This window comes from Methanolobus sp., from assembly GCF_016278365.1.
Taxonomy (GTDB): domain Archaea; phylum Halobacteriota; class Methanosarcinia; order Methanosarcinales; family Methanosarcinaceae; genus Methanolobus.
The window spans coordinates 1-20,684 of sequence record NZ_JADQBZ010000008.1; the positions used below are offsets into that span (position 1 = coordinate 1).

21 protein-coding genes are annotated in these 20,684 nt (G+C 43.4%); 6 read left to right on the plus strand and 15 right to left on the minus strand.

Features of this window, described 5'->3' with window-relative positions; genetic code table 11:
• Positions 1-164: 164 nt before the first annotated feature.
• The 4 genes from QZZ22_RS08635 to eif1A all read right to left on the minus strand — a co-directional run bounded on the left by QZZ22_RS08635 (position 165) and on the right by eif1A (position 4,426).
• Entirely contained in the window at positions 165-1,067 is a 903-nt protein-coding gene (locus QZZ22_RS08635) for a permease (protein WP_292464108.1), read from the minus strand.
• A complete protein-coding gene (locus tag QZZ22_RS08640) occupies positions 1,060-2,073 on the minus strand; it encodes a DUF362 domain-containing protein (RefSeq protein WP_292464110.1) in 1,014 nt (337 codons plus the stop codon). The genes QZZ22_RS08635 and QZZ22_RS08640 overlap by 8 nt, the downstream gene beginning before the upstream one ends.
• Before the next feature lie 204 nt (positions 2,074-2,277).
• Positions 2,278-2,853, minus strand: coding sequence for a TetR/AcrR family transcriptional regulator (locus QZZ22_RS08645; RefSeq protein WP_292464111.1), 576 nt, complete (start codon positions 2,851-2,853; stop codon positions 2,278-2,280).
• 1,225 nt (positions 2,854-4,078) lie between these two features.
• Positions 4,079-4,426, minus strand: coding sequence for a translation initiation factor eIF-1A (gene eif1A, locus QZZ22_RS08650; protein WP_292464789.1), 348 nt, complete (start codon positions 4,424-4,426; stop codon positions 4,079-4,081).
• Positions 4,427-4,943: 517 nt separating this feature from the next.
• Between eif1A and QZZ22_RS08655 the strand changes: the two genes are divergently transcribed.
• From QZZ22_RS08655 to tnpB, 3 genes are all read left to right on the plus strand, one after another.
• A complete protein-coding gene (locus tag QZZ22_RS08655; protein ID WP_292464112.1) occupies positions 4,944-5,081 on the plus strand; it encodes a hypothetical protein in 138 nt (45 codons plus the stop codon).
• Between the two features lie 14 nt (positions 5,082-5,095).
• Positions 5,096-5,242, plus strand: coding sequence for a hypothetical protein (locus QZZ22_RS08660; RefSeq protein WP_292464113.1), 147 nt, complete (start codon positions 5,096-5,098; stop codon positions 5,240-5,242).
• A gap of 151 nt (positions 5,243-5,393) precedes the next feature.
• Positions 5,394-6,506, plus strand: coding sequence for an IS200/IS605 family element RNA-guided endonuclease TnpB (gene tnpB, locus QZZ22_RS08665; RefSeq protein ID WP_292464114.1), 1,113 nt, complete (start codon positions 5,394-5,396; stop codon positions 6,504-6,506).
• Between the two features lie 255 nt (positions 6,507-6,761).
• Here tnpB and QZZ22_RS08670 read toward each other — a convergent pair whose 3' ends face one another.
• From QZZ22_RS08670 to QZZ22_RS08700, 7 genes are all read right to left on the minus strand, one after another.
• Positions 6,762-7,232 (minus strand): YbhB/YbcL family Raf kinase inhibitor-like protein, encoded by a 471-nt coding sequence (locus tag QZZ22_RS08670; protein ID WP_292464116.1) that lies wholly within the window; start codon positions 7,230-7,232, stop codon positions 6,762-6,764.
• A gap of 15 nt (positions 7,233-7,247) precedes the next feature.
• Positions 7,248-7,883, minus strand: a complete 636-nt coding sequence (locus tag QZZ22_RS08675) for a phosphoribosyltransferase (RefSeq protein ID WP_292464117.1) — start codon at positions 7,881-7,883, stop codon at positions 7,248-7,250.
• A 32-nt stretch (positions 7,884-7,915) separates the two neighbouring features.
• Positions 7,916-8,614, minus strand: coding sequence for an SDR family oxidoreductase (locus tag QZZ22_RS08680; protein WP_292464118.1), 699 nt, complete (start codon positions 8,612-8,614; stop codon positions 7,916-7,918).
• Between the two features lie 27 nt (positions 8,615-8,641).
• The gene (locus tag QZZ22_RS08685) at positions 8,642-8,995 is read right to left on the minus strand and encodes a cupredoxin family copper-binding protein (protein WP_292464120.1); all 354 of its coding nucleotides are present in this window, start codon (positions 8,993-8,995) and stop codon (positions 8,642-8,644) included.
• A gap of 96 nt (positions 8,996-9,091) precedes the next feature.
• Positions 9,092-9,901: a plastocyanin/azurin family copper-binding protein gene (locus QZZ22_RS08690; RefSeq protein WP_292464121.1), complete on the minus strand. Its 810-nt coding sequence runs from the start codon at positions 9,899-9,901 to the stop codon at positions 9,092-9,094.
• A 172-nt stretch (positions 9,902-10,073) separates the two neighbouring features.
• Entirely contained in the window at positions 10,074-10,253 is a 180-nt protein-coding gene (locus QZZ22_RS08695) for a hypothetical protein (RefSeq protein ID WP_292464122.1), read from the minus strand.
• A gap of 411 nt (positions 10,254-10,664) precedes the next feature.
• A complete protein-coding gene (locus QZZ22_RS08700; RefSeq protein WP_292464123.1) occupies positions 10,665-11,285 on the minus strand; it encodes a CTP--2,3-di-O-geranylgeranyl-sn-glycero-1-phosphate cytidyltransferase in 621 nt (206 codons plus the stop codon).
• A gap of 247 nt (positions 11,286-11,532) precedes the next feature.
• Here QZZ22_RS08700 and QZZ22_RS08705 point away from each other — a divergent pair, with 247 nt between their 5' ends.
• Positions 11,533-12,903 carry an MBL fold metallo-hydrolase gene (locus QZZ22_RS08705; RefSeq protein WP_292464124.1) on the plus strand — a complete coding sequence of 457 codons (1,371 nt, stop codon included), beginning with the start codon at positions 11,533-11,535 and terminating at the stop codon, positions 12,901-12,903.
• A 50-nt stretch (positions 12,904-12,953) separates the two neighbouring features.
• Here the strand turns inward: QZZ22_RS08705 and QZZ22_RS08710 are convergent, their stop codons facing one another.
• Positions 12,954-14,126, minus strand: a complete 1,173-nt coding sequence (locus QZZ22_RS08710) for a type III PLP-dependent enzyme (RefSeq protein ID WP_292464125.1) — start codon at positions 14,124-14,126, stop codon at positions 12,954-12,956.
• A gap of 614 nt (positions 14,127-14,740) precedes the next feature.
• Here QZZ22_RS08710 and QZZ22_RS08715 point away from each other — a divergent pair.
• Together QZZ22_RS08715 and thrC are read left to right on the plus strand one after the other, a co-directional pair.
• Positions 14,741-15,460 carry an endonuclease NucS domain-containing protein gene (locus QZZ22_RS08715; RefSeq protein WP_292464127.1) on the plus strand — a complete coding sequence of 240 codons (720 nt, stop codon included), beginning with the start codon at positions 14,741-14,743 and terminating at the stop codon, positions 15,458-15,460.
• Positions 15,461-15,611: 151 nt separating this feature from the next.
• Positions 15,612-16,955, plus strand: a complete 1,344-nt coding sequence (gene thrC / locus QZZ22_RS08720) for a threonine synthase (protein WP_292464128.1) — start codon at positions 15,612-15,614, stop codon at positions 16,953-16,955.
• A gap of 47 nt (positions 16,956-17,002) precedes the next feature.
• Here the strand turns inward: thrC and QZZ22_RS08725 are convergent, their stop codons facing one another.
• From QZZ22_RS08725 to QZZ22_RS08735, 3 genes are all read right to left on the minus strand, one after another.
• The gene (locus QZZ22_RS08725) at positions 17,003-17,662 is read right to left on the minus strand and encodes a LysE family transporter (protein ID WP_292464130.1); all 660 of its coding nucleotides are present in this window, start codon (positions 17,660-17,662) and stop codon (positions 17,003-17,005) included.
• A gap of 160 nt (positions 17,663-17,822) precedes the next feature.
• A complete protein-coding gene (gene hisG / locus QZZ22_RS08730) occupies positions 17,823-18,695 on the minus strand; it encodes an ATP phosphoribosyltransferase (RefSeq protein WP_292464131.1) in 873 nt (290 codons plus the stop codon).
• Between the two features lie 504 nt (positions 18,696-19,199).
• Positions 19,200-20,651 (minus strand): dicarboxylate/amino acid:cation symporter, encoded by a 1,452-nt coding sequence (locus QZZ22_RS08735; protein ID WP_292464132.1) that lies wholly within the window; start codon positions 20,649-20,651, stop codon positions 19,200-19,202.
• Positions 20,652-20,684: the final 33 nt, after the last annotated feature.

Consider the following 20,684-nt stretch of genomic DNA (forward strand, 5'->3'; position numbering starts at 1 on the left):
AAAGCCGGGTGTATGTTTATGAACAAAATAATGCCAATACCCGATAGAAGCAAAAGCAAGAATGTGTGTAACACGATCCTTCTGAGTTTGAACTTTTTTGCCCTTTCACCTAGAAGAACACCAATTTTTCTAAACGCCATTATAGCTCCACTAATACTATATAGTTATAGAGAATAATCTATAATCAGTCCTGTTGTAATTGCAAACACTATCGTATATACAAGAAAGATACTGAATTGCCGGGAACCAAGAACAATTTTTACGGCACCAAGATTTGTGATCTTTGTTGCGGGCCCGGTTATCATAAATGCTGCAGCAGCACCCAGGCTCATGCCATGGCGCAGCCATTCCAGAAGCAAAGGAATTGTCCCTCCACCACATACGTATAAAGGCACACCTATCGTTGCTGCCATTAATACTCCAAATCCTTGCTGGCTTCCAAAAATGCCAGCAAATGCATCTGGGGATACATAACGCTGGAAAAGTGCTGCTAGCACGATACCAAGGAAAAAGTAGCCTCCGGTTGCCTTGATATTTCTCCATATATTCTTTAGCAGGCGCATTAGCACATTGGGATCTGTGTCTCTGGTTCCAGGTAGGACAAGCATTGAGAAATTGAAAAATCCCTTGTCCCGGAAAAAGAACCTTACACAGAGACCGGCCAGTATCCCGCAAACGATACATGAAACTAAACGTATGATAAATGCTGTTCTGCCAAGTGCGGCGCTGTAAATGAGCAACTGAGGATTCAGTAAAATGGAACTCATCATGAACGCAGCCAGCCAGTCATCCCTCATTCCTTTTTCAGAGAATGAAGCTGCGATGGGGATGGTCCCATACATACAAAGGGGAGAAGCGATTCCGAGCAGGCTTGCCGGAACCACCCCGAATACTCCAAGCTTTTTGTTCTGTGTTGAAACAAACAAACTGTGTATCTTATCTTTGCCAAATACGGAAACTACCGAGCCAAGGACAATACCAAATATCCAGTATATTACGATCTGGTTGAACAGGATAGTGAAGTAATACCAGAGGTATATGAACTCCCTCTGGAATATATCAAGCATCCAGTATCACCAATTCATATTCCTGACTGCCCAGACCAAGTTCTGCTGCATAGTCAAGTATATGTGTACCATTTCTTGATTCCATACGCTCGATAAGATCCTGTCCGTCAGGAGCTGCGTATACAAGGTCCACAGAAGCCTTATCCAATGCTATCGGATCAAGTGATGCCAGAATGCCGATGTCTTCCATTGTAGGTTCAGCAGGACTTGCGTCACAATCACAGTCAATAGACAGATTGTTCAAAACATTGATGTAAACTACATTATCTCCTACTTCATTCATAAAGGCCCCATTCGCCTCTGCCATAGATTCTAAGAACTCATCCTGAGGAGTTTCTGAGATTCCAGCCCACAATTGCTCGACAACACTATTTCTTCCAGCTGTATGAACTAAAGTTTTTCCATTAGGAGATGAGATTCCAATAGCAACATTCTTTAATGCGCCACCAAAACCACCCATTGCATGACCTTTGAAATGAGAAAGGACAAGCCATGAATCATAATTTTCAAAATGAGAACCAACAATAGACTCATCAAGGTGTTTTCCAACTGGAACTGAAAGAGAGATCTCACCTTCTTCATCCATAATATCTGTTGGAGCGATTGCAGTAAACCCATGATCGATCATAACCTGTTTATGCATTGCTGTTTCAGCACGACCACCACCGTAAGCCGTATTAGATTCGACTATAGTCCCATTAACTGACTGTACAAGGTCTTTGATCAGATCAGGTGAAAGATAATAATGACCACCCGGTTCACCGGTACTGAGCTTTACCGCTACATTTCCGGGAAGATCACGGCCCATTGCTTCGTAAACTGCGATTAACCCTTCCGGGCTGATATCAGTGGTCATATAGACTTCAGGAACTTCATTTACTGCGTTGCCTGAAGTAGTTGTCATCTGAGACTCCTCATCAGGGTTGTTGCTTTCTAATTCCAATGATTCAGAAGCAGTTTCTGATGTGTCTTCATCTGTGATGCATCCTGCAACTAAAGAAAACATCAGGATAGCGGCTAACAGAATTGTTATGTGCTTTTTCATTTTAATTTTCTCTCCTTTCTATTCTATTTTTGAAATTATTACGAATGAGAAATCATCAAGTGATGCCTCTATTTGGGCTTTTGTTTCTTGTTTATCCTTGGAGTGGATACACCATTAAAAGGCACGTGAGTGACTGCTCACTCACCAGTGTGGCGAAAAAAAATATTATTTTTTGGCTAGACCCTCCCAGATGATCTGAAATCCGTCCTCAATAGCCTTATTTTTGTCATGTGGTTCTGAATAAAGGATAAAGTCCACTATTGTCCTGCTGGACTGGTAGAACATTGAAATGATCATTCCCTCGGGGTAATCTCCAAATTCACCACTCGCTATTCCTTCCATCACAAGGTCATGATAGAAAACATACTCTTCCATAACTACTTCACGCGTATAGTCAGTTATATAAGGAGATGAACAGAACTGATTGACAAAACGGAAATCTTCCTGATTGTTGAGTCCCCATTCAATAAGATTATACCACATTTTTCTGAACTTATCCTGAAAGGTATTCTGAGAATCCACATCTTTACTCATACCGCGGCTTAATTTACCCTTTACATCGAAATACAGGCCATTGATGAGATCCTCTTTAGTAGGGAAGTAGTTGAATAAAGTGCCTGTGGCTACACCTGCTTCTTTTGATATCTGGGCAGTGGATGTACCGTGGAAGCCTTTTTCAGTAAAAAGCTTCAGAGCCGCTTGCAAAAGGGCTGTTTTTTTGTCTTCGACCTTATCTTTCATGAATTATCTCTAGAATTGACTAAATAGTCATTCATACATCATAAGAAGGATTTGATGTATAAATACTTTCTGCACACTTTGAACTAAAAACTTGGAAGTAGTATTTGCAAAGCATGTCCAGCAAGAATCAATCAACAAAAAACTCGATGTCCATCAATTTAAAAAAATAAATACTTTCTTTGGTGTTTCTGCCTTTTCTTTCAAGCATTTTCTCTTTCATTGACTGATTAGCCATTTATTAGATCATACAAAATATAAATATCTCCCTATAGATGGCATGTGACAACCAATAACTTAAATCATCCTGTTGTCAGAATTTCAACAAAAAACGGTCAATCCTTTATATCAATATTAGTACAAATTTTTGCTCATTCCATCTTAGACCTATTCTTCCGAGGTTTGTTCCAGTAAGGAGACTTACATTTTGGACATATTACAGGATCTTCATTAATTTTAGTGCGTGGAATCCATTCATGCCCACATCTTCCACATTTATGTCCGTCTTTTTGTATTTTTATTTGTGTCATGTAACAAAAAAAACACTTATAATATTTACATGTTCCTAAACATAGTTTACATAAACTATACTTATAAAATCAATCAGAAAAAGTAAAAATCTGCCGCGGTCGGGATTAAGGAGAAAAACAATAAGACACGAAAAACAAATGCTGGTATCTTCTCTTTTTCAGGTTCCAGTGTATAGGAAGAACAAATACGTATGTTGACCAAAACCCATAGATTATAAAGATAAGCTGAAAGCAGGAAATAAAACGAAGCTCTCAAGTAAGATAGATTTAGGTTGAGGTGTGTGATAATTTGGGGAGTGGGGGTTGTGGGAGTGTTTAAAAACGAATCACACACCTCAGAACATTCAATGTTGTCAAGTTATAAGAGTGTAGCCCTGTTTTCGTCATCAGTCGAAACTATTTTATCGATTTTAGCTTAAATCGAAGGACCTATTAGATCGGCCCATACTTCCAATTTAAAAATAGTATTCATATCTGAGCTTGAATGGGAACTAGCCAAGTGCAATGTGGAAGTTGTCAAAATCAGGGAGAATCAGAGAATAAAAACAATAAGACAATTAAATTTCCAATCGAAATATTATATTATTAACATCGAATAATTGAACGGGTGATAAAGATTTTAGAAGACCATGTACAAATTATATTGTAAATAACATACATGGGAAAATGAATTTAAAGAAGAAATGGTAACCATTTCTTTATTTGAGATATCCTTTGTTCTCAAGCCAGTTAGCTTGTGGTCTTGTATATTTCCATACGACATCAGCCTTTTCATCCTGGAAGGACCATGGGGTCACTATTACAATGTCTCCCTCATGAACCCACATTCGCTTCTTCTTTGAGCCGGGGATCCTGCCCATGCGAATAGTACCGTCCACGCACTGCAATCTTACCCTGCTTGCTCCCAGCATGGTGGCTACAGTAGCCAGTACTTCATTCCGGTCTTTACGCGGTGTTCTGACACGAACTACTTCAGGTGCACCGGTCTGTGCTCCATTGCTTGCTCTACTTTGTCTTTTTCTGCTGTTATAATTAGCCAGATTAATTCCTCGTTCTCATTTATGTAATACGTTTTTTGCTTGATGTTTTATGAAAAATGGATATCAAATAGAATGCTAATACACGTAAAAGTGCAAAACACCTGAAAATCCGATTTATACAAAACCCATTTGCAATGGCCGTATTGCAATAAAAATCCCAAGTGAAGGCCATTTAGCTATCAAGTGTGGAATAAACTATGTTTTCACCATATATAAATAAACTGTTGGATAAAAATACATAGGTACTGGCTCCCATTATCGAATTATCCTGTAAACAGGTGATGTACCACTTTTTAAAATGAATAAGTTTCTGCTTTTTGTTTTTTTCTAAATTACATCCAGAAATAATAATCATTGAATAATTTAAAGCTTGCATATTTTAAAAGCGTCCTTGGATTTAACAATGGTTTAGATTAAATAAGAACATGTAGTTACATGTTAAGTGTCAGGGAAGTTTCCGGGGCATCCGTATATATGGATGGGGAACAAGCATATTTCCTGGTATGATTGGGGGGATGAATTGTTGAAACAGCTAAAAGAATGTCCTGAGTGTAAGGCACGTCTGCGTGACCTGTACCAGAATATACAGCATTGTGAGACTTGTGGATACTGGACACAAAAAGGAACTGCCAGACTGGATTCACTAATGGTGTTTGCATAAGGAGGAACTGTTCTATGTGCTATTGGATTAAATTCTGGAAAGGTGAAAATGAAAAAGTACTAAGAGAAGTACCTGTTCATGCCGATACTACAGAAGAGGCTAAAAATATATTCAAGCACGATTTTCCAGGTGTGAGGCAGTTTGAAGTAATACTACCTTAATTAACTTTTATTTTTATCACGTTGTAGTAAGAAGACCACCCAATTTATTGGGTGGATGAATTACGTCCATTTGTATTTGAAAGATGTCTGGAATTGTATACACAGTCAAACATTAAATATATCTGCTATTATAGCGTAAAAGACTTTAGTTATGTTAAGAGCCTACAAATATCGATTATACCCAAATGAATCACAGATAGATTTCTTTGAGAAACAGTTTGGTACGTGTAGGTTCATTTACAACTGGGCGTTGGAATTGAAGAGTACAACTTACACGGATGAGAACCAATCAATAAGTAAGAATGAGCTCAAGAACATGCTTCCTGGTCTCAAGACCCAATACAACTGGTTGAAAGATGTCAATTCCCAATCCTTACAGGCTTCTGTCGATAACCTGGATAACGCTTTTAAGAAGTTCTTCAGGAAAGAAGCAGACTATCCCACATTCAAGTCCAAGAATAACCCTGTTCAATCGTTCCAGATCCCACAGCATTATGTAGTGGACCTTGACAAAGGCACGGTTAAGCTGCCCAAACTTAAGGAGCCTATCAGGGTCAAGTTCCATCGTGGATTTGAAGGGGAAACAAGAACTGCTACGGTATCCAGAACACCGACTGGTAAGTATTTCATAAGCATACTGATTGAAGATCGTCGGGAAATCCCAGAGAAAGTTAGTTTGGGACCAAGCATCGGAGTTGATGTTGGTATCAGTCATTTTGCCATTCTTTCAACAGGTGAAAAGATCGAGAATCCTCGACATTTGAAAAAGTCAATGGCAAAACTTAAAGCCGAACAACGGTCGTTGTCCCGTAAGAAAAAGGGATCGAGTAACAGGAAGAAACAAAAGTTGGTTGTGGCTAAACTACACGAAAAGGTTGCCAACCAACGAAATGACTTTCAACATAAACTATCCAACAGGCTGGTAAACGAGAACCAAGTTATCGTCCTGGAGGATCTGAACATTTCAGGAATGGTCAAGAATCGCTGCTTAGCACAGGCAATCTCGGATGTTGCCTGGGGAAATTTCATAATGAAATTGAAATATAAAGCGGAGTGGTGTGGTAAGACCATTCAACAGATTGGTAGGTTTGTGCCAAGTTCCAAACTGTGTAATGTATGCGGACACAAGAATACCGACCTGACTTTGAACGATAGAAGCTGGGAATGTCCTTCGTGTCATACACAACATGACAGGGATATCAATGCCGCTATCAACATCCTGAATATCGCACTAAACAATACCGCCGCAGGGACTGCGGTTTGAGCTTGTGGATGTATTCTCACTGGAGAAACAGATGAAGCAAGAAGCCACCCATTTTAATGAGTGGTAGTTCACTAAATGATCTATGGGCGCACTATCATCAATCTTTCAAGGAATGGCTGAATGCTATAGACGTTCTTAAAACAACAAATTTAGAAAAATTAATTCTCTGCGTGCATCAGGTTTTACTCTTATGTGCCAAGCCTGTGGGTTTGCAGCCAGCTTTAGACAAATGAATTAAATAAGAGCTCACTTATCTCATCCTTTTTCCTTAATACCTGAAAGCGCATCCTGTCTTGCGTATTCTCCCATGAGTTCACCTTTGTCAAGTATATAGGGTTGCATAGCATCCTCAATTTCATTTCTGGCTGTCCCGGTTATGAAATCCAGCCTGGTCTCAAGAGCATAGGCTATGAAATAATACCTGTGCGTGCCTTCAGAGGGGCACGGACCGCAATAGCATACCTTGTTGAAGCCATTCATGCCCTCTACTCCCGGGACCGTATCTTCATCTATCCCTTCCACAAAGTCGATGTTCCATACTATCCAGTGGGTCATTGTGCCTGAGGAGGAATCAATACCATCCACCATCACAACAATGCTAACTGTGGTTGAAGGCACGTCATCAAAATCCAGTGGCGGACTGATATTGTCCCCGTCACACGTGTATCTGGCTGGGATCATCTCGCCATGTTTGAAAGCGCTGCTGGTAATTATCATTTCTTTCATTCACCTTCCAATCGTTTAACTTCTGGTGCAACCGTGTTCCATTATCGACAATACCTCATCGTCAGAGACATCATACCAGTTACTATAGACCTGGGCAACTGCCATGAAATTTGCAGGGGTCTCCAGAACGACGAGCTCGTCAACCATCCGGGAGATATCCTCAGCGACTTCCCTGCCTGCTACAGGCACAGCAACTACAATCTTCCCAGCACCCCTTTTCCTGCACAGCAGTAGAGAAGCGCGCATGGTAGAACCCATGGCAAGACCATCATCGATCAGTATAACCGTCCTGCCGGATAGTTCCGGCAAGGATCGGCCTCCTCTTAGCACCTGTATTCTCCTGCTGATCTCCTTTGACTGATCAATGATAATCCGGTCCATTTCATCCTGCGGCAGCCAGGCTGATGCATTTCTTGAAATGAAAACACTTCCATCTTCAGCTATAGCCCCGAACCCGGCTTCCGGGTTGTCAGGAAACGGCAGTTTCCTTGTCACAAGAAGAGAGAATGATGCATACAGGTGTTCTGCCACTATGCACCCGACCTCTACGCCACCCCGGGGAATAGCCAGCACCAGTACATTCTCATCCCGGTATTTTTCTAATTCACGGGCAAGTTTCTCACCCGCATCTTTCCTGTCCCTGAATATCATTCATACCTCAAAGACAAAACCCGACTTTTTACTTACCTGTGTCCATATATTGTAACACAGGATCCTGAAGAAACCCTTGAGCCCGGAAGACACAGCTCCACGATTTTGGCGGCTACATCTTCCGGTTTGAGGGATGGTTCATCATTATATAAAGAACGGTACATACCCGTATCGACACTTCCCGGACAGACAGCATATACCCCTACCTTTCCCGAAACTTCCTGAGCCAGCGATTCGGTCAGGCCGATAACTGCAAACTTTGATGCAGAGTATACTGAAAGTTCTTTAATCCCGGTTTTGCCTGCACCTGATGAAATATTTATCACTTTGCCCTGACCTTCCCTGAGCATATGGGGTAAAATATGTTTTGTGCACAGGAATAAGCCTCTTACATTGACATCCATTATATTATCAAATTCCCCGGCGCTGGTTTCTATCAGGGGTTTTCTTACCGCAAATCCGGCGTTATTCACAAGGATATCTATTCTTCCGAATTGTTTAACTGATTCAGACACCAAGCTAATGACATCCGACTCCTTGCGAATGTCTGCCGGGATGGCAAGTGATTTCCTGCCCATGCTCTTAACTTCTTCACGCACTGCTTCTAACTCACCCTGACTCCTTGCAGTTGCGATGATATCTGCACCTTCCCTTGCCAGCGCGAGACACGTGGCTCTTCCTATACCCCTGCCTCCCCCTGTCACAAGAGCTATCTGGCCCTTAAGTTTCAATTGGGTTCCCCTGTCAATTTTAAATATTCACTCTACTGTCACAGTACCGATCATACCGGGATGTATCGTGCAGGAATAACCAAAGATGCCTTCCTGCTCGTAGGTATAGCTGAAAGTCTCACCTGGCCCGAACTCACCTGAATCAAAGGCACCATTGTCCGCAGTCACAGTGTGGGTTACTCTGTCATCATTTGTCCAGGTAACCGTATCCCCCACAGAAACCCTGATATCCTGAGGCAGGAAGCGGTAATTTTGCATAATTACCTCTGTAGTTTCAACCTCTTCGGGTGGCCGGGCTTCCATTGGCGACAGGTAATCCGTGCACCCGGAAGTCAAAGCAACCGCTGCGATTAACGTAAAGATAAAAAGTACTCTTCTCATAATCCTCCCCTTAGTAGGATAGAGTGAGCATAATTAATAGCATTACCGGAACTAATGATGCCATGAAACCTGGACAAAAAGTAATGGCAAAGAGAATCAGCCTGTTACTATGACCTGCCCCGTTGTCTGGTAGGGATGCACAGTACACATATAATAATAGGTGCCTGCTTCTGTGAATGTGTAACTGTAGGATTCACCTTGCCCAAGCCCTCCTGACCGGAACATTCCACCGTCTATTGTATGTACGGCTGAATCCATATTGGTCCACCTTACTGAATCTCCCACTGCAATGGTGACCGAGGCCGGGTCAAAACTGAAATCCCTTATCTCTACATCGGTTATCGGGTAAAGAGTGTCTGTTATATATGCAGTATAAATATAGTCGTTATCCGCCTCTACCGAATGGCAATTCTGGCATGATTCCACTCTTCCTTCGACTATAACTTCTCCTTCGGGAGTGTAGGCAGCCCAGAACCAATCATTATGTTCGGGGTCATAACCTTCTACCTTATAGCGTACTCCTATTTCCCTCAGTTCCCTTTCAGCATCATAGCTTTCCCTTACCACAATGCTTTCATATGGCAGGGAACCTGCCCTGTTCTCAATGGCAGGTACTGCATTCTCTGATACGTATGTTGTGAGTAGCGGGCCATGGATACTAACGCTTGCATATATCTCCTCCTTCAAAGGCCATAGGTCCCAGTCCCTGTAATTATTCTCTTCAGTAATGTAATTGTACACTTCACTGCCTTGCGGCTCAGGAGTTCCCGCTTGCACAGGTTCAGGGTCGGCAGGCGGTATCTCCGGACTTTCGGTGCCTGCATCTTCATCATCCTGTGCACCGGTGCATCCAATAACTAAGAATACAGACATAAGAACCAAAAAGACCATCATTCCATTTCTCATTAACAAACCCCATAATAACATTGAGCGAATGAATAGAAATACCTTTATGTTACAAATAGCCCTGAAATGGGCCTGTTGAAAAATACAGCAAGTATTCTATGAAAGCATTATTGCAACAACAAAATCAGAAAGATCCAAATGGGAAAACAGAAAAGGAAATTATTAAAAAAAATCAGGTTTCAAGTATATCCAGTGGTCTTTTCAGGAAGGCTTTGGTCATTCCCTGATCATCTACATCACCTGAGAACTTCACCAGTTCCCAACCATCAACGCCAAGTTCGTTCAGGTCCTCTTTCATCAGGTCCCACTCGCCAAAGCGAACTGACTTTATTTCATATTCCCATGATGTCATATTGATTTACCTCTGATGTTTTCCGAAAAGATTGTTTTCGTATATAATATCCTATGCCATCGGCATATATATAACTTTTCAAAAAACTAATTTGCGAGATAACCAAGCTAACTTGATTTAGTTCAGGACTGTATACATATTTTGGGAACATATGATCAATTCAGCGAATGAATTTTTGATGTCATCAAAATATATGTGAGGATATGATTTGAAGTAGGTTTTAAACAAACTAATGCCACTATAAAATAAATATGGATTGATTTAAGTAAAAGAGATTACAATTATTTATTGCGGGTTATGCGAGTGGCGTAACAGAGGTATTGGGGAATATCTCGGATTCGTAAGGAGAGAGGCACCCTAAGCGTGGTGGTTTCGGGTGCCTTACCACCTTCTGTAATTATATCTTCTATTTTATAGTATGTGCCTTATGTATAAGAACGTTTCCACAACAAATCCTGAAAATACAGGGATTGTTAGGTTATCATCTATATTAACAAAAAAAGTTTCCACAAGGGTTGCTGTAAATGCCATTAACAGTGCAAGAGGCAAACTTGATAGGAAAATATATCCGATCAAAACATCGACAAAAATCTCAGCAGCACAACCTTCAATTGATTTTCCGCTGCTTAACCGATGTTTCCCAATCTTTCTGCCAACAAGTGCTGCACTCATATCTCCGAATGTGGTCATCAATATGGCAGCATAGGCAACCTCTTTACTAAAAACTGAAACAGCAACGAGTGCACCGAGTGTAAAAAATACATGAGAACCTATATTTGAGATTTCTTTCTGGCGGAACAGGTGCTTGACAAAAGGAAGTTCCAGGCCTCTGTCAAGACGGAAGTGCTCGATAATCAGAATAAGCACCAGATATGAGATAAGCAAGGTAAGAACAACCTGCTTGCCGTAGAAAGCATAGACCAGCACTATCAGTATAGATGTAAGATGGATACCTTTGCGCAGGAGCTCATTAACAAAGGAATAGTGGGTCACGAGGGTATAGTTTGTGCTGCCAGTATTTAAAAGGATCATATCTGGCTAAAAAATTAATGGCACAATATTTGTTTTTAGTGGAATAAGATTTTCAAGGCTTTCTGGTAAATGTTTCCGGTTCTCAATACAATGCAATAAGGAGATTAAAGAAAAAGATATGAAGCATGCAATTATACAACTAGATGGGGAATCAAAGTGGTCAGCGTAAAGTAATTTAAACTTATGCGAATCGTCTTGCTCTACAGGTGTGAAATTACATGAATGAAGTTCATGAGGGATAATCGAAATGATATTCAAGCGCATTAAATCAGAAGGCCTGGCTCATCTGTCCTATTTCATCGGCTCGGGTGATGAAGCAGTTGTCATCGATCCCAGGAGAGATTGCAGGATATATGCCGACACTGCAATGAATGAAGGTATGAAGATAAAATACATCTTCGAGACCCATCGTAATGAAGATTATGTGATAGGCTCTCTTGAACTGGAACGTCTTACCGGCGCAAAGATCTATCATGGCAGAGGCGTGGATTTCAAATACGGGAACTATGTGAATGATGGCCAGGAATTTAGTTTTGGCTCGCTGGGCCTGACAGCCCTGCATACTCCGGGTCATACTGATGAGAGTATGTCCTATGTTCTGACTGACCTTGAAGCAGGTGAAGAGCCGGTTATGGTCTTTACCGGTGATGCGCTGTTCATTGGCGATGTCGGAAGGACCGATCTCTATGGTCCGGACGAGGCACCGAGGATGGCGTCCAACCTGTATGACAGCATTTTCAATAAAATACTCCCTCTGGGAGATGAAGTGATATTATGCCCTGCGCATGGTGCAGGTTCGATGTGCGGGGGTGCTATCGGGACACGGGAGCATAGCACACTTGGACTTGAGCGCATTCAGAATCCTGCCCTCAGGAACACAACTAAAGAGGATTTTGTAAAATACAAACTTCAGGAGCGTCTGGAGTTTCCACCTTACTTCCGGCAGATGGAAAAATACAATCTTGAGGGTCCTCCTCTTTTGCAGGACGGACCGAACCCGGAACTTTTCTCACCCCAGGAGTTCAGGGAACAGATGGAAAACGGAGCCATAGTTGCGGATACACGTCTGCCACATTCGTTCGGAGGCGCTTATATAAGGGATACCTATAGCATCTGGCTTGGAGGCTTGCCCTCTTTTGCAGGCTGGGTACTCCCATACAGTACCCCTATTCTTCTGGTGCTGGAAGATAAAGAGCAACTGGAAACTGCAATAAAATACATGATCCGACTGGGCTACGACAACATTGCAGGTTTTCTCAATGGCGGGATTGCAGCCTGGTATATTGAGGCTTTGCCTGTGGAAGGCTTTAATCTCCTGTCGGTACATGACCTGAAAAGTAAACTTGATGCCGATGAGGAGCTATTCATCCTGGATGTTAGAGGTGACGAGGAATGGGAGAGCGGACATATAGAAGGTGCAAGACACATATACGTAGGGCATGTGGAAGAGAATCTCGATAAAGTACCAAAGAACTGCCAGGTGGTGGTTTACTGCGGCTCGGGACGGCGCTCTAATATTGCGGCTTCCATTCTGAAAAAGAACGGTTACAGGAAAGTCTTCAATGTGCTTGGAAGCATGAGCGCATGGAAGAGTGCAGGCTACGAAGTCGTAAAATAGGCTTCTACACGGCACTAAACTAAAAACAAAGGAAGGGGAGGCCAGCCCCTTCAGATGATATAAGCTTTCAGTGGAGGGAACCCGTTAAAAGCTATGGAACTGTAACTCTGGGTGTAGGCACCTGTGGTGAAAATATAGACACGGTTGCCTTCTTTGAGAGTATGAGGGAACGCATACTTGTGATGCTCGTAAAGGATATCCATACTATCACAGGTCGGACCTGCAAGGATCACTTCTTCAGCATAACCTTTCTTTTCGCAATATATGGGGTACTTGATGGCCTCCTCAAGTGTTTCGATAAGTCCGCCAAATTTCCCTATGTCAAGATACACCCAGCTATACTGGTTGTACCTGGCCTTCTGCGAGATCATGACAACCTCGGTTACGATGATGCCTGCATCTGCTGTAAGTGACCTGCCGGGTTCAATGATAATCTCAGGCAATTCATCGCCGAAATCCTCGTGCAGGAAGCGGCGTATCTCATCGGCATAGGTTTCAAGTTCATGTGCCGGAGATATATATTTTGCAGGGAAGCCGCCACCAAGGTTGATCATCTTCAGCTGGACGCCCTTTTCAGCTGCAGCCACAAAGAGATATTTGCACATAGAAATAGCACTGTCCCACTGTCCTATGTCACGCTGCTGTGAGCCCACATGGAAAGAGAGGCCATAAGGCTCCAGATTCATTTTTTTAGCCTTGAGGATAAGCTTGTATATTATATCCGGGTGAGCACCGAATTTGCGGGAGAGCGGCCAGTCTGCTCCATCACTTTCGGTGAGCACACGGAAAAAGACCCTTGAACCCGGTGCATTCTTTGACAGTTTCCGGAGGTCGTTCTCTGAATCAGTGACAAAGAGCCTTATTCCTTTTTCATATGCATAGGCAATATCCTTTTCTTTTTTGATGGTGTTCCCATAACTAATGCGCTCCGGCTCTATCCCGAGCCTTAAAAGCTGGTCGATCTCATAGACCGTTGCAGCATCAAAATTCGAGCCTTTGTTCTTGAGAGCAACAATGACCTCATCCATAGGGTTTGCCTTGACCGCGTAATGGACTTTCACAAAAGGCATATTGTCAATGATCAGATCGTACATTTTCTCGATCTTTTTCAAATCAATGATTAAAAAAGGGGTTTCTTTATCCTGGGCGAACCTTTTAATAGACCTGAAATCTTTTTCGGAAATGAAATCTGTCAGAGGGAATTCATACAACTCTTTTCTCATATCTACTCCTTTTTGCCTTTAAGGCTACTCATGATTTAGCACATGATCTATCCGGCCTGAATTTGGGAACTTCATGGCCGTATATTTTGGTAACGCGGGTATCACTGTGCTCAAATGAATTTCTAAGACGTTTTAATCCATTATTTTGATAACACGTAAGTGAATTTGTCTAAATTGGACTTCGAGTATTTAAAACTAATTCCTGAGATTTACAGGGATATAATAAGGTTTTAAAAACCATAATAACCACTAATAATTGTTTTAGTGAATAAAGAGCTCAATTAACCTCTATTTGTATCAAAAATGGCATTTTGGTGTTCTAGATGTATTTGTGCCCTTAAGATGACTCTCATCTTTCAAATAGGGTGCTTCAATACTTTAATTGGAATACCTGCCTGGAGGAAAGGCCACTTTTATCTGTTAAATTATGATTCACGGTACAAGAGAAACATTAATAGCATCTGATAGGATCGAACTGACCATTAATACAGAGATAACCTGGAGTTGCCGCGTATCTGATCATTGCCAAACCGGGATTAAATAGAAGTCATTAAATGGAATTAATATGTTCCATTGATGAGGAAGGATAATCGTTGCTGGAATACAAGTTATATGTGACTGATGAGACTGATGCCTCAAGCGTTGAACTCTATATGGCATTGCTTGAAGGAGTCAGAGAAAAGCACAAGATTCCCTATCAGATAATAGATGGCGCTACTCTGGAGGATGCAGAAAAGGAGGAACTTGTCGAATCGATCCGACTGGTCAGCAGAAGGAATGCCATTGGGGTTGTCAGCAAGGGCAGCGGAGCTCTTCCAATATCGCGCAACAAGAAAATAGGCAAGCAAGGCATTCTGGTCCAGCTTGAGGAAGGACGTATCAGGAACGTGTATCCACATGAGGTGAACAAGAAAAGAATGGATATCACCTCCCACCTTAACGCCCTTTTAAGAGCCGACAACCTGACTGATGCATTCGGCCAGGAGTCAATTTCCGAACAGGATATCTCCAGGATGATATCGACTTTCCCTGAGCTTATAGAAAGTGGGCTCAAATTTGTGGACACGGAGGTCGAACTTATTGGTGGGAGGATAGATGTTGTCTTCCTGAGTGAAACTGAGGATTATCTTCTTGTGGAGATCGAGATCGAAGCCCGGGATAATGCGATTGGGCAGGTTCAGAGATTCAGGCTGCCCTATTCGGAAAAATACAATATCCCGACTGACAGGATCAGGCTTGGAATTGTGTGCGCCAGGATTGCGGAAAGCAGGCTGATTGCCTGCAAAGGTGCGGGCATAGAGGTGTATACGCTTTCCCTGGAGAGGAAAGCCTGACTTGCCTGCTGTTGTGCACAGGATGGAAAAGCTCATAAATGAGCCACGCTTCTTGATACAAAAAGAGACAAAGATTATTGAAAACGAGCCATAGGAACTGCTTCATTCTTTGTTATGAATATCAACTGACCCTTATCGAGCCCTGATACCAATGAGACTCTATAGCACTAATCTCAAGGCAGAGGAAGTTTCTTTTGAAACTGCCCTGATAACCGGCCTTGCCCCTGACAAAGGCCTGTACATGCCAAGACAGCTTCCTTTATTCTCAAAGGAAGAACTCATGTCCCTCAAGGATGAAACCTACCCGGAGATAGCTTTCAGGTTACTTGGGAGGATACTGGAGGGCGAGGTTGATGAGGAATCCCTCAGGGCAATAGTATATGATGCCTACAACTACGACGTCCCTCTTGAGAAAGTAGACGATATCACGTATATAATGCGCCTTGACCGTGGCCCGACATCCTCTTTCAAGGACTTTGCAGCTCGTATGATGGCAAGGCTCATGCAGTATTATCTTAAGAAGGAGAACCGGAAGCTGACAATACTCACAGCGACCTCCGGAGATACCGGAAGTGCTGTTGCTCATGCATTCTATGGCCTGAACAATATAGACGTCATTGTGCTCTTCCCGCGGACCGAGGTATCTGACCGCCAGCGCAAGCAGATGACAACCCTGGGGAAGAATATAACCGCCCTGTCAGTAGAAGGCAAGTTCGATGACTGCCAGGCGATGGTGAAGCAGGCATTTGCGGATGATGAGCTGAAACACATGAATCTTTCGTCTGCAAACTCCATCAATATAGGCCGCCTCATACCCCAGTCCATTTATTATTTCTATTCATACCTGAAACTGAGGGATTACCCGGAAAAGATAGTTTTCTCGATACCTTCCGGGAACTTCGGGAACATGATGGGCTGTGTGCTTGCAAAGACCATGGGTCTGCCTGTCCAAAAAATAGTGGCTGCTGTTAACGAGAACGATGAAGTGCCATGCTTCCTGGATACAGGCAGGTACGGCAAGATAGAACCTTCAAGGAACTGTCTTTCCAATGCCATGAATGTGGGCCACCCAAGCAACCTGGCAAGGCTGATAACCATATACGGCGGGGAAATGGATGAAAAAGGCAACGTTCATAGCATGCCGGATATGGGGGAACTGAAGCATGACATATATTCAATTCCGGTGACAGATGAGGATACAAAGGCAACTATGAGGGAGTTCTATGAAAGGCACAACATTTTGATAGAGCCGCATGGGGCCGTCGGCATAAAGGGCCTCATGGAATATAGGAAAGCCACAAAAGACCAGACCCTTGCTGTAACTCTGGAAACCGCAGATCCTGCCAAATTCCCTGCAGAGGTGAAAGCAGTGATAGGTATCGAACCTGAACCTCCTCAGCATCTTAAGGAGATAGAAGCCAGACCCGAGCATATGGAGCACCTGACCACTGACTACGAGCAGTTCAAGGAATACCTTAAAAGAAAAATGGGTTAAGTGTAAGGGCAGGCAGCCTGCCGCATCCCTGTTTCAGATGAAGGGCTTCAGATCATTGCAGCAACGTTATTATAGCTGATAATGAAGAAGAAACCCATGGCTATAAGGAATGCTCCGCATGTGTAAAGCAGTCTCTTGTGGGTGCGGCGTGACAGGAATCCCTTGCCTCTGGAAAAGGATGAAGATACTGATACAAGGAACCCAAGGTCCGCCACCCAGTGACCGATGATGAATGCAACCACCGCGAGCACGCCTGCCAGGTATTGCTGCATGATTATGGCGCTTCCGGCTGTCAGCCACCAGAAAAGGTAAGTCGGATTCAATGCTGATGTGAGAATGCCTGCGGATATGGGACCGGAGGAAATATCGAGTTTACCGGCCGAAGCAGTGATGTCCATTGTCTGCGCTTCTTTTGCTTTTCGGATAATGATCGCCCCGAAAAGTATCATCGAAAGGCCACCTATTATAGCGATGTGAGATAGCATATCCTTCATAATCAAGGATGATGCACCCGCCAGGATGAGCAAGACTATAGTAATTTCTACCAGGGAGTGGCCACCAAAAACATAAAGTCCGGTTTTCCATCCTTTCTTAATGGATATGCTGATAGTCGCAAGCATCATAGGACCAGGTACAAGTGCGGCAGAAACACCTATAGTGAAACCAAGGATGAAAGCCTGGGCCAGAGTTATCGTATCTGTCAACATGAGGATTCAGGTGATTATATAATATCCCCGCTATATAACCAATTCATTCTAATAAAATATGGAAATTGGCATCTGCTCTTTCCACATTTCCACTTAAAAAAGAGAACTTGAAGATACCATGGTCAGGAAATCCTCTTCGAACCTCCTGTTTGCCAGTATATCAATAAACTATCTTTGAGATATCCATCTCCAGGATATCCTCAGCGCCCAGCGCCTTGAGTTTTGGTATCAACAGGTTGACCTCGCTCTTGTTGACAACAGTCTCCACAGCATAGAAATCGGATTTGTATAACTGGGATACTGTCGGACGCTTCATGGAAGGCAGGGCTTCGATAACTGAATCCAGCTTATCGGCCGGAACATTCATGTCCAGAAGCACTTTGCCTCTCGCCTCGATAACAGAAAGCAACAACGTCCTGATCTCTTCGATCTCCTGCCTTTTGACAGGGTCTTCCCAGCTCTTCCTATTGGCTATGAGCTTGGAGGAGGACTCCATGATGATATCCACTATCTTGAGGCCATTCTTGCGTAGCGTGGAGCCGGTCTCGGTCAGGTCCACAACGACATCCATGAGGTCGGGAACCTTCGCTTCGGTGGCACCATAGGAGAAGTGGACGTCCACAGGGACTCCGCGGTCTTCAAAGAACTTCTTTGTCAGGTTCGGGTATTCGGAAGCCACCCTGCTGCCCGGCTTCACATCCTTTGCGCTCTCAATATCGCTATCCTTGGGCACTGCGATGACTATCTTTACGTTGCCTGCTCCCTGCTTGCTGTAAGGGAGGTCTGCAACCTCCACAATATCGGCATTGGATTCCCTGACCCAGTCAAGCCCGGAGATGCCAAGGTCAAAGTAACCGTCGGACACGTAGCCAGGGATTTCCTGCGGCCGCAGGATCTTGATCTTTCCTATTCTCGGATCCCTGATGGTGGGATTGTAGTCCCTGTCGGTCTTCTTTATCTCCAGGTCCGCCTGCTTGAAAAGGAGGTAGGTCTGTTCCTCTAAACTGCCTTTGGGAAGAGCTATGCTTATCATTTTTACATCTCGCATGAGTTATGATCTTGTGAATGTAACATAAGGGATATGATTGTATTTAAAAAGTGTTTCTTGTGGGTGCTGAATCATAGCTCCATGCGTTTTGTATCTCCCATATAATGAATTCAAAAGTGTAATAGCAGAGCTAAAGGCTTTTATGTCACTATTTGGTTTTCAGAAGGAATTTAATCATCATAAATTTTAAGAAAAAGAGTGAGATTGTACGAAGACATCCAGAAGCATTTGTGAAAGGCAGTGGAAGACTTAAGTTTCACCTTGCTTCCTGTGTTGATCTTAATCAACTCTGCCTCTCACTTTCGAGATAGGGTCCTATCTTTCATGTCAGGGATAGAATCGATATCCCGACAGCCCCATTCGAATGAAATTTGAATGAAACTGCAATTAACAATAGATTTTCATCCTACTTAACATAACCGTTAATTAATCAAAAGCGGCTGCCTTTAATTTTCATGACGTTGAAATCCGGGGATGTATAGCGCTAAGTTAGTTGACAATCACATCCTCGCCCAGCTTTCTCCTCTGCCTTTCATCCCTTTCCGCATTCATTGCTTCCTCTATTGCGGTCTTCTTACCGCCGACCCATTTATCCATGACCACACAGGCGACAAGGTCTCCTGTGACATTGACAGCCGTGCGGCTCATATCCAGTATCCTGTCCACTCCTATTATAAGCGCAATCCCTGCAGTGGGTATGCCCACACTGGTCAGTATAAGTGCAAGGATGACAATTCCCACTCCCGGGGTCGAGGGAGTTCCAATGGAAGCTCCTACTACAGTTATCATCAACAATAACAGGGCTCCAAAACCAAGCTCGACACCGAACACTTGGGCAAGGAAGACCGCTGCAATGCTCTGGTAGAGGGCTGTGCCGTTCATGTTAATGGTCGCTCCAAGCGGTATAACGAATTGGGATATGGATGGTCTGACACCTATTTTTTCCTCAGCCGTCTTAATGGATAGCGGCATGACAGCGGCAGAGCTGGATGTAGAGAAAGCGAGCAGCAGCACGTCCCTTATAGACTGGATAAAGGTGAAAGGCCCTTTTTTTGAGACTGCATAGACTATGATCAGGTAGGTTACCAGCAGTATCAGAAGTCCAAGCAGCACAGTGCCCACATATACGAGCATACCCAGAAGAGCATCGATACCAAGGTTGATCGTGAATTTGCATATCAGCCCAAATACAGCAACCGGTGCAAGCAACATGCTCCAGCGGACAACTGTCATGCTGACCTCCTGTAGTGATCCCAGCAGTTCAAGAAGCGGTTTTGACTGCGCAGGGGCCATGGAAACAAGAGCTACACCTATGATTATAGAGAAGATGACCACCTGAAGCATCTGTCCCGTGGCAAGCGCACCCAGGGGATTTGTGGGGAGTATTGTAGTTATCATTCCAGGAACTTCCGCAACATTAAATGTGTTTACAGACGAGCTCATCAGCATGTCTGAGGTGCTATTCTGGGTTGAAATACCTCCTGTGCCCAGCGTCTGCTGAACCATTTCGCTACTGATATAATTGCCCGGGCCTATCAGCAGGGCCAGGGCAAGCCCGATAAGAATAGCAAATGCTGTTGTGACAAGGAAGTATCCCACTGTCCTAAGGCCTACCTGTCTTAACTGTTCCATATCCTCACCGGCAGCAATCCCGCGGATGATGGATGCAACGACAAGAGGAATAACGATCATCTGCAGCAGCGCAAGAAAAATGTAGCCAGGGAGCGCCAGCCATTCACCTATTATGTATGAGACTTCCCCGTCTACAAATCCGGTAGAGGGGCCAAGTGCAAGTCCTGTGATAATACCAAACGCCATCCCTAATAGTATCTTCAGCCACAGCCGACCTCTTATATGGGAATGGAGATGATGGCTGAGATTCTTCAGGGAGCGGGGATGTATAAGAGAAACAGGGTCTAAAGCAAGTTTTTTGCCTGGCATACCCTGAGATTCGACCTAATGTTTAAAGGTTCT

Coding starts and splice junctions, on each gene's coding strand:
- QZZ22_RS08635 (WP_292464108.1), bottom strand. CDS start 1,067: ATGCTTGATATATTCCAGAGGGAGTTCATATACCTCTGGTATTACTTC.
- QZZ22_RS08700 (WP_292464123.1), bottom strand. CDS start 11,285: ATGATCCTTTTAAATACTGGCAGCACAAACTATACCCTCGTGACCCAC.
- QZZ22_RS08690 (WP_292464121.1), bottom strand. CDS start 9,901: ATGAGAAATGGAATGATGGTCTTTTTGGTTCTTATGTCTGTATTCTTA.
- QZZ22_RS08645 (WP_292464111.1), bottom strand. CDS start 2,853: ATGAAAGATAAGGTCGAAGACAAAAAAACAGCCCTTTTGCAAGCGGCT.
- QZZ22_RS08735 (WP_292464132.1), bottom strand. CDS start 20,651: ATGCCAGGCAAAAAACTTGCTTTAGACCCTGTTTCTCTTATACATCCC.
- QZZ22_RS08675 (WP_292464117.1), bottom strand. CDS start 7,883: ATGATATTCAGGGACAGGAAAGATGCGGGTGAGAAACTTGCCCGTGAA.
- QZZ22_RS08685 (WP_292464120.1), bottom strand. CDS start 8,995: ATGAGAAGAGTACTTTTTATCTTTACGTTAATCGCAGCGGTTGCTTTG.
- QZZ22_RS08710 (WP_292464125.1), bottom strand. CDS start 14,126: ATGAGAAAAGAGTTGTATGAATTCCCTCTGACAGATTTCATTTCCGAA.
- QZZ22_RS08725 (WP_292464130.1), bottom strand. CDS start 17,662: ATGTTGACAGATACGATAACTCTGGCCCAGGCTTTCATCCTTGGTTTC.
- hisG (WP_292464131.1), bottom strand. CDS start 18,695: ATGATAAGCATAGCTCTTCCCAAAGGCAGTTTAGAGGAACAGACCTAC.
- QZZ22_RS08695 (WP_292464122.1), bottom strand. CDS start 10,253: ATGACATCATGGGAATATGAAATAAAGTCAGTTCGCTTTGGCGAGTGG.
- QZZ22_RS08660 (WP_292464113.1), top strand. CDS start 5,096: ATGTGCTATTGGATTAAATTCTGGAAAGGTGAAAATGAAAAAGTACTA.
- tnpB (WP_292464114.1), top strand. CDS start 5,394: ATGTTAAGAGCCTACAAATATCGATTATACCCAAATGAATCACAGATA.
- QZZ22_RS08640 (WP_292464110.1), bottom strand. CDS start 2,073: ATGTTTTCTTTAGTTGCAGGATGCATCACAGATGAAGACACATCAGAA.
- thrC (WP_292464128.1), top strand. CDS start 15,612: ATGAGACTCTATAGCACTAATCTCAAGGCAGAGGAAGTTTCTTTTGAA.
- QZZ22_RS08670 (WP_292464116.1), bottom strand. CDS start 7,232: ATGAAAGAAATGATAATTACCAGCAGCGCTTTCAAACATGGCGAGATG.
- QZZ22_RS08705 (WP_292464124.1), top strand. CDS start 11,533: ATGATATTCAAGCGCATTAAATCAGAAGGCCTGGCTCATCTGTCCTAT.